Annotated in this window: 14 protein-coding genes and 1 riboswitch; of the genes, 7 read left to right on the forward strand and 7 right to left on the reverse strand. The window is 42.7% G+C overall.

The genetic code is table 11. The features are described from left to right. Window positions 1-675 precede the first annotated feature (675 nt). Complete coding sequence (gene phoU / locus I6L31_RS08895) at window positions 676-1,398, reverse strand: phosphate signaling complex protein PhoU (protein WP_005001828.1); 723 nt, start codon at window positions 1,396-1,398, stop codon at window positions 676-678. 99 nt (window positions 1,399-1,497) lie between these two features. Continuing rightward, entirely contained in the window at window positions 1,498-2,868 is a 1,371-nt protein-coding gene (abuO, locus tag I6L31_RS08900; RefSeq protein ID WP_005001822.1) for a multidrug efflux outer membrane protein AbuO, read from the reverse strand. 109 nt (window positions 2,869-2,977) lie between these two features. Then, window positions 2,978-3,108: riboswitch (TPP riboswitch) on the forward strand. An 88-nt stretch (window positions 3,109-3,196) separates the two neighbouring features. Between abuO and thiC the strand changes: the two genes are divergently transcribed. The 5 genes from thiC (at window position 3,197) to gluQRS (ending at window position 8,325) form a co-directional block, all read left to right on the forward strand. Next, on the forward strand, window positions 3,197-5,113 hold the full coding sequence (thiC, locus tag I6L31_RS08905) for a phosphomethylpyrimidine synthase ThiC (RefSeq protein WP_005001820.1): 1,917 nt from the start codon (window positions 3,197-3,199) through the stop codon (window positions 5,111-5,113). 77 nt (window positions 5,114-5,190) lie between these two features. Beyond that, window positions 5,191-5,817 (forward strand): NUDIX domain-containing protein, encoded by a 627-nt coding sequence (locus I6L31_RS08910; protein ID WP_005001818.1) that lies wholly within the window; start codon window positions 5,191-5,193, stop codon window positions 5,815-5,817. A 3-nt stretch (window positions 5,818-5,820) separates the two neighbouring features. After that, a complete protein-coding gene (gene cpdA, locus I6L31_RS08915; protein WP_005001814.1) occupies window positions 5,821-6,633 on the forward strand; it encodes a 3',5'-cyclic-AMP phosphodiesterase in 813 nt (270 codons plus the stop codon). A 211-nt stretch (window positions 6,634-6,844) separates the two neighbouring features. Beyond that, entirely contained in the window at window positions 6,845-7,378 is a 534-nt protein-coding gene (dksA, locus tag I6L31_RS08920) for an RNA polymerase-binding protein DksA (RefSeq protein ID WP_004995330.1), read from the forward strand. Window positions 7,379-7,380: 2 nt separating this feature from the next. Next, window positions 7,381-8,325 carry a tRNA glutamyl-Q(34) synthetase GluQRS gene (gene gluQRS / locus I6L31_RS08925; protein ID WP_005001812.1) on the forward strand — a complete coding sequence of 315 codons (945 nt, stop codon included), beginning with the start codon at window positions 7,381-7,383 and terminating at the stop codon, window positions 8,323-8,325. Window positions 8,326-8,378: 53 nt separating this feature from the next. Here the strand turns inward: gluQRS and ftsW are convergent, their stop codons facing one another. The 5 genes from ftsW to I6L31_RS08950 form a co-directional block, all read right to left on the reverse strand. Beyond that, on the reverse strand, window positions 8,379-9,575 hold the full coding sequence (gene ftsW, locus I6L31_RS08930; RefSeq protein ID WP_005001810.1) for a putative lipid II flippase FtsW: 1,197 nt from the start codon (window positions 9,573-9,575) through the stop codon (window positions 8,379-8,381). 26 nt (window positions 9,576-9,601) lie between these two features. Beyond that, window positions 9,602-10,948, reverse strand: coding sequence for a UDP-N-acetylmuramoyl-L-alanine--D-glutamate ligase (gene murD, locus I6L31_RS08935; RefSeq protein WP_005001809.1), 1,347 nt, complete (start codon window positions 10,946-10,948; stop codon window positions 9,602-9,604). Window positions 10,949-11,107: 159 nt separating this feature from the next. Next, window positions 11,108-11,359 (reverse strand): DUF6587 family protein, encoded by a 252-nt coding sequence (locus I6L31_RS08940; RefSeq protein ID WP_004995339.1) that lies wholly within the window; start codon window positions 11,357-11,359, stop codon window positions 11,108-11,110. A gap of 31 nt (window positions 11,360-11,390) precedes the next feature. Beyond that, window positions 11,391-13,247 (reverse strand): ferrous iron transporter B, encoded by a 1,857-nt coding sequence (feoB, locus tag I6L31_RS08945; RefSeq protein ID WP_005001808.1) that lies wholly within the window; start codon window positions 13,245-13,247, stop codon window positions 11,391-11,393. Next, a complete protein-coding gene (locus I6L31_RS08950; RefSeq protein WP_005001807.1) occupies window positions 13,244-13,510 on the reverse strand; it encodes a FeoA family protein in 267 nt (88 codons plus the stop codon). Before I6L31_RS08950 ends, feoB begins: the two co-directional genes overlap by 4 nt. A gap of 147 nt (window positions 13,511-13,657) precedes the next feature. On the opposite strand from I6L31_RS08950, the gene xerD reads away from it, so the two are divergent. Next, the gene (gene xerD / locus I6L31_RS08955) at window positions 13,658-14,578 is read left to right on the forward strand and encodes a site-specific tyrosine recombinase XerD (protein ID WP_005001806.1); all 921 of its coding nucleotides are present in this window, start codon (window positions 13,658-13,660) and stop codon (window positions 14,576-14,578) included. A 155-nt stretch (window positions 14,579-14,733) separates the two neighbouring features. Continuing rightward, complete coding sequence (locus tag I6L31_RS08960; RefSeq protein WP_005001805.1) at window positions 14,734-15,549, forward strand: DsbC family protein; 816 nt, start codon at window positions 14,734-14,736, stop codon at window positions 15,547-15,549. The last annotated feature ends 121 nt before the right edge of the window (window positions 15,550-15,670 follow it).

Genomic DNA, 15,670 nt, shown 5'->3' on the forward strand with positions numbered 1-15,670 from the left:
TTTCTGTAAGACAAGGACGAAGTCCGCGTAGGTAAGCATATGAGAAGTGAACCCTTACGCAAGACCAAGAGCTATGCTCGTAAGGAGAAATATTAAAGCATCGCTTTAATTTTCTGTAAGACAAGGACAAAGTCCGCGTAGGCAAGCATATGAGAAGTGAACCCTTGCGCAAGACGAAGAGCTATGCTCGTAGGGATATGGAAAAAATTAAAGTACCGCTTTAGTTTCCCTTAAGATAAGAATAATGAATTCCGCATACCTGTAAAAGTAGTCCCGTGACTACTTTTACGTTTCTTACACAGCGACATATAACATTACATAGCCTCACAAGACTCTGCATGATTCTTTCAATTTTTCTTAATATACTTATCCCATAGCAAGGCAATAAGCATCCCCCAATGCAGCCTTACGATGTTTTCTTCCCAGATTTCTCCCCCCAAGAAATCTGGGATTTTTTTATGCGTTTTGCTTAGATAATTTATCCATTTTATTTCTAGCGCAATTTGTCCTTGCCAGTGAATTAAGACAATCATCAGTATAAAGCAGATGAATCTTAAAAATATTTGATGTAAAGCATCACCGAAAGAATGTCGGATAGCATCTCGGCATACAGTTCAATAAAAAAAGACCTTGAATGATTTCAAGGTCTTTTTTAGGCAAAATCTTTAGAATATTTTATCCGCGATGAACTTTTTCTTCAATTTCTTCGATTCGGGTATGACGGACATCTAAACCTTTGGCAATATAAATCACTTGTTCTGCAATATTACGGGCATGATCACCAATACGCTCTAGTGAGCGTAATACCCACATCACATTAATCACACGGGAAATATGACGAGGATCTTCGATCATATACGTCATCAAGGTTCGTGTTGCAGACTGATATTCACGATCGATATCAGCATCTGCAAGTAATACCTGCAATGCCTGCTCTGCATCCAACCGTGCAAAAGCATCCAGCGCATCATGTATCATGACGCGAACCTGATTACCAATATGTCGGGTTTCCATATAACCGCGCGGTGATCCACCCTCTTCACACAGATTTTGGGCAATTCGGGCAATTTTAGCAGCTTCATCACCAATACGCTCCAAATCGGTATTGGCTTTACTCATGGCAATTACCATACGCAAGTCAATCGCAGCGGGATGACGACGTGCCAAGATCAAGGTAAGCCCTTCATCGATATCACGTTCATATTGATTCACCGTATTGTCTTTAAACTGCACATCAAGTGCCATATTGACATCGGTATCCAAGAGAGCATGGATTGCATTGGCTACCTGTTGTTCGACCAAGCCACCCATGGTCATAAATTTAGTGTTGACGTCTTGCAAGTCTTCATTGAATTGCGAAGAAATATGATGACTTAACACAGGATTACTTGGACTCAAGGGAGCCTCCCACACAAATTGGGTCAACGAACAAGATAGACTGTGATTAAAACATATCCATCATGAAAGTTTTATGACAAAAACTATTTTTTAGCCGTTTTATTGCGTTTTGTAGACCAGCCAGCGATTCAACTCGACCAAATCATTTTCATTTAATTGCCCCACGGATGCCTTTAATTTGAGTACATTCAGGATATAGTCGTATTGTGCATTCAAATAATCCTGTCTGGCATTAAAGGCATTACGCTGTGCTAAAAGTACATCTACCATGGTTTTCAAACCTTCGTTATAACTGGCTTTTGATGAACGGGAGACCAGCTCGGCAGAATCCATCGCTGCTTTTCGTGCTTGTAATTTGGCTTGATCGGTTTGTACTTGCATAAAGGCTTGTTTAACTTCAACCGCAGCATTACGTTTGGCTGAATCAAGCTGAAACTGGGCTTTACCCAGCTCCATTTGTGCTTTTTTTATTGAGGTTCGAGTTCGTCCACCATTAAAGAGATTCCAGTTCATTTCTACCCCAATCTGATCAAACTTGCCATCATTGGAAATCAGGGTTTCTGGGGTTTGTTTGGTATAACCATAACTGGCAACCGCATCAATCTGTGGATAAATGGCCGCTTTTTCCACACGGCGAGCATCATCGGCATATTGTTGTTGTAAGCGTGCCTGTTGAATCGATAAATTTTGGCTTTGCGCTAAGGTTAGCCAAGCATCCATTTGCGCTGGATACGGCTTTTGAAACTGAAAATCATCCGTTAACACAGCCAGTTTTTCATTTTGATAGGTGCCAATAAACTGGCTAAGTTTCTCTTGAGCCAACATTAATTGGACTTGTCCCCCAATCCGATTAGCACGGGCATTTTGATATTGTGCATCCGCCTCACTGACGTCACTACGTGCCACTAAACCCTCTGTGAGTTTGGCATTCATCATATTCAGTTGTTCAAGCAGAGCTTTTTCTTCCTGCAAATATGCAGCCGTTAAAGATTGTTGTCGTAAAACATCAAAATAAGCCTGTGCAACATTTAAGACATGTTCTTGTTTTTGTAATTTTAAAGTGACTTCACTGAGTAAAACCGATGTCTTGACCTGTTTATAACCTTCCCAAGCATCAACACGAAATAGAGGTTGACGTGCATTTAGGGCAATTTGCTTTTGGGTTGAAGTATTACTAATTAATGCATTGGAAAATTCTTCTGAACCCTCTATTCCTCCTAAGTCGCCAAAATCTCCACGTTTGGTGGTTTGATGATTACGAGTGATATTTCCTGTGAGCGTCACAGTGGGGAGCAAATTACCCGTGGCTAACCCCAGATTGAGCTTATCTGCTTCGAATTGATATACATTAGCCTGCCATGCGGGATCATTTTTCTTGGCACGATCATAAGCTTCCACTAAATCAAGTGCAAAGCTCGAAATGGAAACACCACATAAACTGGTCATGAGCAGTATTTTTTTTATGGCCATGAAACGTATATCAATCCTGAAAAAGTTGCCCACTAAGACTAAGAAAAACCAGTTAAAAATACAATCCGTAGGGTGTGGGGAATTGTAGTCAATCCATGTTAGTATTTAAGCATGCTTGACGGAGCGCGAGTAATCACTCGCTGAGATTGGGTAAATCTAACACTTTGACTAGATTTGATCCCAAGTACCGTTGAACCTGATCAGGTTAAGACCTGCGTAGGAATCAAGCCATCTAAAAAACTTATATATGCTATTGATCTGTTTCGATCAGTTAATTTCCGTTTTTTGGTTGCTTGATTCGTAATTGTTCTGCCAAAGGATTAAAGCGATGAACCAATTAACGAATCTTTCCCCTGCTGATGCACCCACAGATTATGTACAAGCAACAGCACAACATGAACAAGATGCCAAAGATCTCACCCGCATTTTACCTGCTTCACGTAAAGTGTATATTCAGGGTTCGCGTTCGGATATCCAAGTTCCTTTTCGTGAAATTGCCCTTACCGATACTCCAACAGGTCTAGGTGGTGAACATAATCCACCTGTTATGGTGTATGACACTTCTGGCGTGTATACCGACCCGAATATTCAGATTGATTTGAATCAAGGTTTGCCGTCTGTACGTCAAACATGGATTGAAGAACGTCAGGATACCGATGTACTCTCTGGTTTGACTTCAACATTTGGTCAAGAGCGTCTAAAGGATATTCGTACCGCTGAAATTCGCTTTGCCCATATTCAAAACCCGCGTCGCGCCAAAACAGGTAAAAATGTCACCCAGATGCATTATGCCAAACAAGGCATTATTACCCCTGAAATGGAATATATCGCGATTCGTGAAAATCAGCGTCAGCGTGAAGGTGTTGATATGCGCCAACATGCAGGACAAAACTTCGGGGCAAAAAATCTTACCGAAATTACCCCAGAGTTTGTCCGTCAGGAAGTGGCTGAAGGACGCGCGATTATTCCTGCCAATATTAACCATCCAGAATGTGAACCGATGATTATCGGACGTAACTTTTTGGTTAAGATCAATGCAAATATCGGTAACTCTGCACTGGGTTCATCCATTGATGAAGAAGTCGCAAAAATGACTTGGGCAACCCGCTGGGGTGCAGATACCATCATGGATTTATCGACAGGTAAAAACATCCATGAAACGCGCGAATGGATTATTCGCAATTCACCTGTACCGATTGGCACAGTTCCAATCTATCAGGCTTTAGAAAAAGTCAATGGTGTAGCAGAAGATCTGAATTGGGAAATTTTTAAAGATACCTTGATTGAACAAGCTGAACAGGGCGTGGATTATTTCACCATTCATGCTGGCGTTCTATTACGCTATGTTCCAATGACTGCAAATCGTTTGACAGGCATCGTCTCCCGTGGTGGTTCGATTATGGCACAATGGTGTCTGGCACATCATCAGGAAAACTTCCTGTATACACATTTTGATGAAATCTGTGAAATCATGAAAGCCTATGACGTATCCTTTAGTCTAGGCGATGGCTTGCGTCCGGGTTGTATTCAGGACGCCAATGACGAAGCTCAATTTTCAGAATTAAAAACGCTGGGTGAACTCACCCATCGCGCATGGGAACATGATGTACAGGTCATGATTGAAGGCCCGGGACATGTGCCAATGCATATGGTCAAAGAAAATATGGATTTACAGCTTGAAGTCTGCAAAGAAGCGCCATTTTATACGCTTGGCCCTTTGACGACTGACATTGCACCGGGCTATGACCATATTACTTCTGCGATTGGTGCAGCCATGATTGGTTGGTATGGGACAGCGATGTTGTGTTATGTCACACCGAAAGAGCATCTCGGCTTGCCAAATAAGAAAGATGTTAAAGATGGCATTATTACTTATAAAATTGCAGCGCATGCAGCGGATTTAGCCAAAGGTCATCCGGGTGCGCAAGCGCGTGATAATGCACTCTCTAAAGCACGTTTTGAGTTCCGTTGGGAAGATCAGTTTAATCTGGCACTTGATCCAGATACAGCGCGTAGCATGCACGATGAAACCATGCCAAAAGAAGCACATAAGTCAGCACATTTCTGCTCGATGTGCGGCCCTAAGTTTTGCTCTATGAAAATCACCCAGAATGTGCGTGATTATGCTCAAAACTTAAGCCATGCGGCATCCTCGACATCTGAAGATTCAGAAGTTGAAGCAGGTCTCAAAGCCATGAAAACCGCTTATCACGAAAATGGTCAAAAACTATACCAGAAAGTTTAAAGGGACCAAAAAAGCGTTTGTGTTTAATTTGATCTCGGTTAGGATGAAATACTTGTATTTCATCCTAATTTTGACCTATGGACATCGTTGAACACGCTACTTTTTCTCAGCAAGATGTAAAGATTCATTCACGTGAATATATGTTCCGTGGATTTGTACAGGTTGAAAAAGTCAGCCTGCAACACCGCATGTTTAATCAAAATGATTTTATTCCTCAAATTCAAAGAGAACTCATCCAGCGCAAGACAGCCGCAGGCGTTCTGCTTTATAATGATGCACAACAACGATTTGCCTTGATTGAGCAATTTCGAGTCGGTGCAATCGACGATCCAGATTCTCCATGGCAACTTGAAATCATTGCTGGGGTTTTGGATGGTAATGAATCCCCTGAAAGCTGCATTCGCCGTGAAAGTCTGGAAGAGTCTGGTTGTCAGATTGATGAACTCGAGCATTTATTTAGCTTCTATCCATCGGCTGGCGCATGTTCTGAAGTGTTTCATCTTTATGCTGCTGAGACTGACTTACCAGAGCATGGTGGTGTACATGGTCTTGCGGATGAGGGCGAAAATATTCAATTGCATATTTTTGACTATCACCAGTTACAGCCGCTTTTTGCTCATGGTCGTCTCAAAAATTCGCCTGTGATTATGGCGTTACAATGGTTAAATCAAAAAATTAAAATGACAAAAAATACTAAGGGGTAATCCGTGAGTTTTCAGGTTGTGCCAACTTCAGCTCAAGAATATGTCCTGATTCAAATCACGGACACGCATTTGCTCGAACAACCTGAGCACGAGTTTGTTGGTATGAATCCTGAACAAAGTTTTCATGAAGTGATGACTCACATTCAACAACATTATCCGCAAGCTGATGCCATTATTCATACGGGTGATTTGGCACAAGCACCAAGACCTAAAACTTATCAACGTTATCTGCATTTTATGCAACAGTTGGGGATTCCTTTTTTCCATACCCCAGGAAATCATGACGATGAAAAATACTTTCCTTTTCATCAAGAAAATCCTCAACAGCCTGTTTTAATCGAATTAGGCGACTGGCGTATTATTTTATTGAATACTGCGGTCAGCAACCGGGTCGATGGTTTGGTTTCTACATCTCAACTTGAACAATTGACTGATTTGCTGGAACAACATCAAGCTCATCCCACTATTTTAGCTTGCCATCATCATCCCTTTGAGATGCATTCCAAATGGATCGATCAACACAAACTTAAAAATAGTCAGGCTGTATTTAATTTACTGGAACGCTTTAAGCAAGTGAAAGCGATTTTGTATGGTCATGTGCATCAGAATTCGAGCAATTTTTGGCAACATATTGAATGCTTATCTACTCCATCGACCAGTGTGCAATTTAAGCCGTGTAGCGAGCAATTTGCGCTTGATGCAGTTGCACCCGGTTATCGTGTCCTGAAACTTAAAACAAACGGAACATTTGAAACTGTGGTGCAACGTCTGGAGCACATCAACCACCTTATAAATACAGAAATATCAGGCTATTAACTTTCTATTTTTTCCGTTTTGGATTATGTTCTTCACTCTGTAGAAAAGCTTTGCAACGAAAAGCCGTCTCAGATGACTATCATCTTGCAAAAAAAATCTATATGATGACGACCCCGATCGAAAATACGCCGACGGGATGGAATAAAAAACACTTGCATACCACCATATTTTTTGCGTATAGATAGTACGTGTATGATGAGGAATGCCCTATATGGCGAATGACAACCAAAACCAGGTCTTGGACGAAAACACCGATGTTTTAGACGGTGATAAAACCGCAGCAAAACGTCCGCGTAAAGCAAAGCCAAAGGCTGCTGAAGGGGGCACCACTGCAAGTTTATTTGGTATTGAACCTTATCAACCAAAGAAAAACGAAGAATACATGTCGGATGGGCAACTTGAGCACTTCCGTAAAATTCTTCAGGCATGGAAAGCAGAATTGATGTCTGAAGTAGATCGTACCCTCAACACCATGCAGGACGAGTCTACAGCGCTACCAGACGTCAATGACCGCGCGACACAAGAAGAAGAGTTCGCAATTGAACTGCGTACCCGTGACCGTGAACGTAAACTGATTCGTAAGATCGAGCAATCGCTAGAAGACATCAAATCAGGCGATTATGGCTACTGTGAAACGTGTGGTATTGAAATTGGTCTGCGTCGTCTTGAAGCACGTCCAACCGCGACTCAATGTATCGACTGCAAAACACTTGCTGAAATCAAAGAGAAGCAAAATAACGGCTAACCATGACCGTGAATGACAACACAGCCGAGCCATGCTCGGCTTTTGTGCCACAGCGAAACAGCGTCGATACTCATGTTTCGCGTAGCCACTACATTGGTCGCTTTGCGCCCTCTCCAACAGGTCCTCTACATTTTGGTTCACTGATTACCGCCGTCGCCAGTTATTGTGATGCCAAATCACAACAGGGAAGCTGGCTGGTTCGGATCGAAGATACTGATATCCCGCGCATCTATCCAGACAGTGAAACACATATTCTAAACAGCATTGCTGCTTTTGGTTTTGAAGTAGATGGCGAGATTATTTTTCAGCGTCAACGTTTGCCAATCTACGAACAAGTCATTGAACAACTTAAACAGCAACATTTGGTTTATGCCTGCCAATGTACCCGAAAAATGCTGGGTTCGAATGCCATTTATCAGGGTACATGTCGCAATCTTAATCTGGATTTTAACGATCAGGCAATTCGGGTTAAGGTGAATGACGAATACATCTGTTTTAATGACCGTTTGCAAGGTCAACATTGCAGTCATCTCCAACACGATTTGGGCGATTTTGTGCTAAAACGCCGTGATGGCATTATTAATTATCAACTGGCTGTGGTCGTGGATGATTATTTGCAAGGTATTACGCATGTAGTACGCGGTGCAGATTTACTCGATAATACCGAACGGCAAATCTGGTTAGGTCAGCTACTCGGTTATCCGCGTTTAACCTATATGCACCTACCACTGGCCATGAATGCCAATGGTCAAAAGCTTTCCAAACAAAATCTGGCACAGGCACTCGATCTAAAACAGGCATCCTTATTATTAGCACAAGCAATCGAAGCATTACACCAATCACCTGTTGAGTTAGATATCCCTTCAAATATGCTGAAACAAGCAGTGGCTCAATGGAATATTGACCAGATTCCGCATCAGACCGAACTGAACGACACCTTCCTTTAACCCATAAAAAAACCCAGATTTCATCTGGGTTGATTGGTCTTGCTGTTCAATCATTAGAAGTTGGATTCTTCTCGGTTTGGGTTAACTTGCTGGGTAGAAGAGTCAATTTTAAGCACCAAACTGATCATGGCGGCACACATCATCAGCGACGTTCCTCCATAACTAATAAAAGGCAGCGTTAAACCTTTGGTCGGCATTAAGCCCATATTCATGCCTGCATTCACCAGAATCTGAAGCAGGAAAATAATACTGATGCCGTATGCCAGATAACCTGCACGCAAAAAATTGTGTTTTAACGCGCGATGTCCAATCTTGATACAACAAGCCAACATGCCAAAAGACAAAACCATGACCAGCGAAATACCCACAAAACCAAATTCTTCGCCTAATACCGCCAGCATAAAGTCTGTATGGGCTTCAGGTAAATAAGAAAGTTTTTGAACACTGTGCCCCAGACCTGTTCCAAACCATTCACCACGTCCAAAAGCCATTAGGGCATTGGACAACTGATAACCCGTTCCTAAGGGATCTGCCCACGGATTGGTGAAAGAAAGCGCACGTGCCATTCGATATGGCTCAAATACAATGAGGAAACCAATTCCCATCAATACCGCACCGAGCATAATGGCAAACTGAGTAGGTGGCGCTCCTGCCAAAAAGAAGATCCCCACCATCATCAGGACTATGACCACGGTCGCGCCCAAATCAGGCTCTGCAATAATCAAACCAACAGTAATCGCCATAATTCCACTCAAGCGCACTAAGCCTTTCCAATGGGTACGGACTTCTTTGGCGCGGCGTACCACATAATCAGCGGTAAAAATTGCCATCATCACTTTCGCCACTTCCGTCGGCTGCAAAGTAAAACCTGCCAATCGAATCCAGCGCTTGGAGCCATTCACTTCTGTACCGATCACCAATACCGCCAGTAGCAGTACAATCGTAATCAACCACAAAGGAAAAGTGTTTCTAAACCAGAGATTGAGTGGAACCTTGTAGACCAAATAAGCAATGACTGCTGCACTGGCAATCGAGATTGCATGACGAACCACATAATGAAATGGATTTTCATGCATATATTCAGCATAAGGCATGGAAGCAGAAGCCACCATAACCGAGCCGATACACAACAAACATACCACACAGAAAATCAGCAAATTTTTAGCAGTCATTTCCGCAGGAAATTTGGGGATCCAGCGATCATAGAGCTGATTAAGTTTGGTTATGGTTGTCTGAGCAAAGCCAGCCATCGCATCTTCCTTATTTCTTGTTCTGATTAAACCAGTGTATTTACACAGGCAACAAACTGATGCCCACGGTCTGGATAGCCTGTAAACATATCAAAACTGGCACATGCAGGCGATAATAATACAACATCATGTTCAGTTGTTTTCGCTTGAGCCAATTCGACCGCTTGCTTCAAACTTTGTGCCTGAATCAATTCGGTACTGCCCTGTAAGGCAATTTGCAATATTGGCGCATCTTCACCGATCAGGATCGCCACTTTGACATATTTAGCAACCGAAGCTTTAAGTAAGCTGAAATCCTGACCTTTGCCCTGCCCACCTAAAATCACCACCACTTTTGCCTGTTGAGGTTCAATCGCGGCACCCAAACCATCAATCGCGGCAAGCGTCGCACCGACATTGGTTCCTTTGGAGTCATTATAATAACGTACACCATGCACGGTTTTGACATATTCACAACGATGCTCCAAGCCTTTAAATTGCTTTAAGGTCTCTAGCATCGAATCTCGTGGTAAGCCAATCGCCTCCCCTAGAGCCAAACAAGCCAGTGCATTGGCAACATTATGCGTCCCCTGAATATACAGTTCGGAGCTTTTGATCAAACGTTCACGACCTCGTGCTAACCACAACGTACCATTATCTTCACGTAAAATGCCGTATTGATTAAGATCAGGCGCATTTAAGCCAAAACTTTGCATCGGCGTTTGATCAGGCACTAAAGGTCGAGTCAGACTGTCATCTCGGTTATAAACAACTTTTTTAACACCCTGAAAAATACGATGTTTGGCTTTATGGTAACCGAACATATCACCATGACGGTCTAAATGATCTTCACTCATATTCAACACAACTGCCACAGCCGCATTCAGGTTAGATGTGGTTTCAAGCTGGAAACTGGATAATTCCAGTACAATTAATTCAGGTTGATCTTTAAGTAAATCAAGCGCAGGACGCCCCAGATTCCCCCCTACTGCAACCTTACGCCCTGCATCCTGCGCCATTTTCCCAATTAATGTTGTTACTGTACTTTTTGCATTTGAACCTGTAATCGCCACAATCGGCACATCTGTAGCACGACGTAATAATTGAATATCACTGACCACTGGAATGCCTTTTGCAATCACCTGTTGAATTTCGGGAAGTTGCGGTGCAAGCCCTGGACTTAGAATAATTTCTTCGGCTTGTAGGAGCAATTCCAGATCCAGTTGACCAAAACTGGTTTTGACTTCGGCAGGAATCTGATCATGACCGGGTGGTGTTTCACGTGAGTCAGTTACCGCAACCCGATAACCTTGTTCATGTAGAAAATTCACAGCAGACACCCCTGAAATACCAAGTCCTGCTACGACTTTTAATCCGCCCCGTTGTATTAGCATGTTTGCTCCGCATATCGATGCCAGAATTGAATGCAAAATGTTAGCATTTCTAAGTTTTGAATACTTTTTCAGTTTTCATTTTATTCATCGTTTTTTGTGTCAGCGCGTAAAAAAAGCCATCAAGTTGATGGCTTTTTGCACAATATCTTCATTCAATCGTTAATGCCATTTTACGGGTTTAACTTCATTATTCTTAATCATCGGCTTGTCATCACTTGAACAACCACAGCCGCCTGCACAACCTACTGACATTTTAGGTTTTAGCCACTTGGCCAGCACATGCCAACCGCGCTGTTCACAAAAGACCGACAACGCAGAAAATGTCGCACTGGATGTTTTCGGAAAGACCTTTTTAAATACCACCAAGGCACTCCAAATCACCAACACCGCAATAATCAAATATTCAATCATTTCAGCCTCCGTTGAGCGCAGAACATACGCCTTAAATAAAAAACCGTGATGCAATTTGATAGGTCAGGAATGACATCAGATAAGCCAAACCAAATAAATAACCCGTCATAATCGCCACAAATTTCCACGAACCTGTTTCACGACGCACCGTCGCCAAAGTTGCCAGACAGTGAGGCGCATAGATAAACCACACCAATAATGACAAGCCTGTTGCCAGTGACCAACCGGTATCTGGCGCACTAATTAACTGACTGAGACTTTGCGCAACCGCATCATCACCACCCGTCGCTGAAAGTGCGTAGACGGTTCCCAATGCGGCAACCACGACTTCACGTGCCGCCATCGCTGGAATCAACGCAATACAGATTTGCCAACTAAAACCAAGAGGCGCAAATAAAGGCTGAATCAAGTGCCCTAGCATGCCTGCGAAACTGTAATCAATCGCAGGTAAGGTCGCACCTTCTGGCGGTTGTGGAAATGTACATAAGAACCACAACAACACTGATAACGCGAAGATAATGCCACCGACACGCTTCAAGAAAATCTTGGCACGATCCAATAAACCGATTCCCACACTTTTCAGGTTTGGAAAACGATAACTAGGCAATTCCATCAACAAAGCATGCTGTGATTTATCTTTTTGAAAGAATTTCATCACAAATGAAACCAGTAGTGCGCTTAAAATTCCTGCCATGTATAGACCAAACAGCACCAATCCTTGCAGATTAAAAATACCCCAGACCGTTTGATTTGGAATAAATGCACCAATCAGCAAAGCATAGACAGGTAAGCGAGCCGAACAGGTCATCAGTGGTGCAACCATGATCGTGGTAAAACGATCCCGCGGGTCACTGATACTCCGCGTTGCCATAATGCCAGGAATCGCACAAGCAAAACTGGACAAGAGCGGAATAAACGCCCGACCACTCAAGCCAGCTTTAAACATCAGTTTATCGAGTAAAAAAGCCGCACGTGGTAAATAACCCGACTCTTCCAGAACCAAAATAAAAAAGAACAAAATCAAAATCTGGGGCAAAAACACAGCCACTGCGCCTGCGCCTGCAATAATTCCATCGACGACTAGACTGTGCAGCAACGGTTGAGTAATAAAACCACCGACCACTTCACCCAACCAACCAAAAAAGGCTTCAATGCCATCCATAAACGGTGCTGCCCAAGCAAATACCGCCTGAAACACCACAAACATTAAAATGGCAAGACTGAGTAAGCCAAGTACAGGATGCAAAAAGATTTTATCTAGAAAATCAGAACGTTTATCTTCCTGATCAACATAATGTACGACATCGTTCAGAATGGTTTCAATTTTCTGGTGATGGCTACCCTTAAGCCCACTTAATTCAGTATGCGGGACGCTAAATTTATTTTGATCGAGTGCAGTCTTGAGCATTTCAACGCCTGCATTTCGCACAGCTACTGTTTCAACAACTGGAACACCTAAACGCTCAGAGAGTTTTTGTGCGTTGACTTGAATTCCACGGCGACGCGCTTCATCCATCATGTTCAGTACAACCAGAACAGGACGACCCAGTTCCAAAACCTCAAGCACCAAGCCCAAATGCAGCTTCAAGTTGGTCGCATCGACCACACATAAAAATGCATCCTGTTGCTCTTCACCTTCAATTTTACCCAAACAAACATCACGGGTAATGGCTTCATCAGGGCTAGTGGCAGTCAAACTATAGGTACCCGGCAAATCCAATACCCGTACTGTTCTTTTTGAAGGTAATTCAAAAAAACCTATTTTGCGTTCAACTGTCACACCCGCATAGTTCGCCACTTTTTGACGAGTTCCAGTCAGTTGGTTAAACAGAGAAGTTTTACCGCAGTTTGGATTTCCAACAAGGGCGACACGAAGCACTTCACTCATGCTGGAACTCCATCGTTCTGGCTAATTTCAATCTTTTCAGCTTCAATTTTACGCAGCGCAAAGCGCGTAAAACCTAACTGGACAAGAATCGGATCTCCTCCAAATACACCTTTGGTGATGACTTCAACTTTCTCACCCGGAACAAAACCAAGTGTTTCCAAGCGACTTGCGACAAGGTCTTGCTGATCTGCATTGCCATCTACGGTACGATTGACCTTGGTGATGATGGCAGTTTGCTTAACTTTTAACTCTGATAAACGCACCGCATCTGATCCTGAACTCTTTTATATAGTATAACGTCAAATGAGAATAATTAACAAATAAGGAAGAATTACAATTCTCATCCCGAATAGAGGATCGACAGCGCGTGACTTTTCACCTAAAGTGCTGATCATGCAAGAGATAAAAAGATGACCATCAGCAAAAAACCTCGTATTCCTGCGGCTGTAAATATCCCTGAACAATTTAGTTTTTTACAGGGTTTTCGTGATTATCTGGTCGCTCAGAGCGTCAGCCCCCATACGCGCAATGCGTATTTAAGTGATTTAATCCAGTGCGGTAGTTTATCTGCTGTTAATTTGACCGATTGGTCAAGTCATGATGTCTCGGAGGTCATGATTGAACTGACCAAACTCAGTAAAAGCCCGCGTTCCATTGCACGCTGTCTGTCCGCATTACGTCAATTTTATAAATTTTTACGTGAGCAAAAATTACGTACAGACAATCCGATGGCCAATCATAAAAGTCCTAAACTGGGACGCGCCTTACCTAAAGACTTATCCGAACAGGATGTCGAAGCGCTGATACAAGCACCAGACACCGAAACTGCGTTAGGACTTCGTGACCGCGCTATGCTAGAGGTTTTATATGCCTGTGGCTTACGTGTCACGGAACTCTTAAATCTACGACTGGATTTAATTAATTTAAAACAGGGTTATTTACGCATTACAGGCAAAGGCAATAAAGAACGCCTCGTTCCCATGGGACAATTTGCAACACAGTGGGTCGAGCACTATCTGGCGCAATCTCGCCCTCATTTATATAAAAGCAGCACGGACTATTTATTTCTCACTCAACATGGCGGCATTATGAGCCGACAAAATTTTTGGTATGCCATTAAGCGTTATGCCTTACAGGCCAATATTCAAGCTGATTTATCGCCACATACTTTGCGTCACGCCTTTGCCACGCATTTGCTTAATCATGGCGCTGACTTACGTGTAGTGCAAATGCTGTTGGGACACAGTGATTTATCGACAACTCAAATCTACACCCATGTCGCACAGGTTCGTATGCAACAACTCCATGCTCAGCATCATCCACGTGGTTAAAATAAAATGATTAATTAACCCTCAAAACAATGTGATCAACTCTACAAATTTAGCTATTATTTTTTACAGTTGATGTGCAATAAACCACATGGCTGTTTGTTTTTTTTGCTATTCTTAGCCCTTTCCGATTTAGAATTTTGATAAAAGGGTCGTCTATGTTGTTTACCCGATCTCGTCTTTTTTTAGCATGTACAGTGGCAACAGCTCTTGCCCTTTCAGCTTGCTCTAAAGAAAACTCAGCACAAAAACAAGATACTTTAACAGCCAGTGCGCCCGCAACAGGTGAAGCCTCAACGCTCAGTGAACGTAATGCCCAGCAACGTTTAATCACCACGCTACAACAACAATTTAAAAAAGCCAATATTCAGGCTAAAGTCATTGATATCAAACCGACCGAAGTTCCCAATTTATATTGGGTGAATCTGGAAGGCATGAGTTCTGTGTATGCCACCAGTGACGGCAAATATATTATTCAAGGGGAAGTCATCCGTTTAGGTGACAAAGAACTGACCAATGTCGGTGATGCACTGCAATCTTCAGAAAATAAAAAATTATTTGCAGCACTCAAAACTGAAGATTTAATTGTTTACCCAGCCACGAATGGTAAAGCCAAACATGTGATTTACGTGTTTACCGATTCAAGCTGCCCGTATTGCCACAAATTACATGAACATCTCAGTGAGATCACCAGCAAAGGGATTGAAGTTCGCTATATTGCATGGCCTCGTGGTGAACAATTTATGCCAACCATGCAAGCAATCTGGTGTAGTGAAGACCGTAAAGCTGCATTTGATCAATCTATTCAAGGCTTGCCGGTACAAGCTCCACAATGTAAAAACCCTGTGCATGAACAATATCAACTGGGTCTAAATATTGGGGTCAATGGAACGCCTGCAATTTACAACAGTGATGGTCAATATCTGGGTGGATATCTCACACCAGATGAGTTGGTAAAACGACTGGAAAAATAAATATTCACAGTAATCCCCATCACTTATAAAAATTTGACACTGGGCGAAGATAAAACACACTTCGCCCTAGAGTCTGGCGCTTTTTTTAGCTATGATCTAGCCTTGTTTATTTTTTAATGCA

The sequence above is a fragment of the Acinetobacter septicus genome (genome assembly GCF_019355975.1).
GTDB classification, from domain to species: domain Bacteria; phylum Pseudomonadota; class Gammaproteobacteria; order Pseudomonadales; family Moraxellaceae; genus Acinetobacter; species Acinetobacter ursingii.

What these genes read in the sequence shown, in the direction of transcription:
- abuO (WP_005001822.1), bottom strand. Translation starts at nt 2,868, where the DNA reads ATGGCCATAAAAAAAATACTGCTCATGACCAGTTTATGTGGTGTTTCC.
- thiC (WP_005001820.1), top strand. Translation starts at nt 3,197, where the DNA reads ATGAACCAATTAACGAATCTTTCCCCTGCTGATGCACCCACAGATTAT.
- I6L31_RS08910 (WP_005001818.1), top strand. Translation starts at nt 5,191, where the DNA reads ATGGACATCGTTGAACACGCTACTTTTTCTCAGCAAGATGTAAAGATT.
- dksA (WP_004995330.1), top strand. Translation starts at nt 6,845, where the DNA reads ATGGCGAATGACAACCAAAACCAGGTCTTGGACGAAAACACCGATGTT.
- gluQRS (WP_005001812.1), top strand. Translation starts at nt 7,381, where the DNA reads ATGACCGTGAATGACAACACAGCCGAGCCATGCTCGGCTTTTGTGCCA.
- ftsW (WP_005001810.1), bottom strand. Translation starts at nt 9,575, where the DNA reads ATGGCTGGCTTTGCTCAGACAACCATAACCAAACTTAATCAGCTCTAT.
- murD (WP_005001809.1), bottom strand. Translation starts at nt 10,948, where the DNA reads ATGCTAATACAACGGGGCGGATTAAAAGTCGTAGCAGGACTTGGTATT.
- I6L31_RS08940 (WP_004995339.1), bottom strand. Translation starts at nt 11,359, where the DNA reads ATGATTGAATATTTGATTATTGCGGTGTTGGTGATTTGGAGTGCCTTG.
- feoB (WP_005001808.1), bottom strand. Translation starts at nt 13,247, where the DNA reads ATGAGTGAAGTGCTTCGTGTCGCCCTTGTTGGAAATCCAAACTGCGGT.
- xerD (WP_005001806.1), top strand. Translation starts at nt 13,658, where the DNA reads ATGACCATCAGCAAAAAACCTCGTATTCCTGCGGCTGTAAATATCCCT.
- I6L31_RS08960 (WP_005001805.1), top strand. Translation starts at nt 14,734, where the DNA reads ATGTTGTTTACCCGATCTCGTCTTTTTTTAGCATGTACAGTGGCAACA.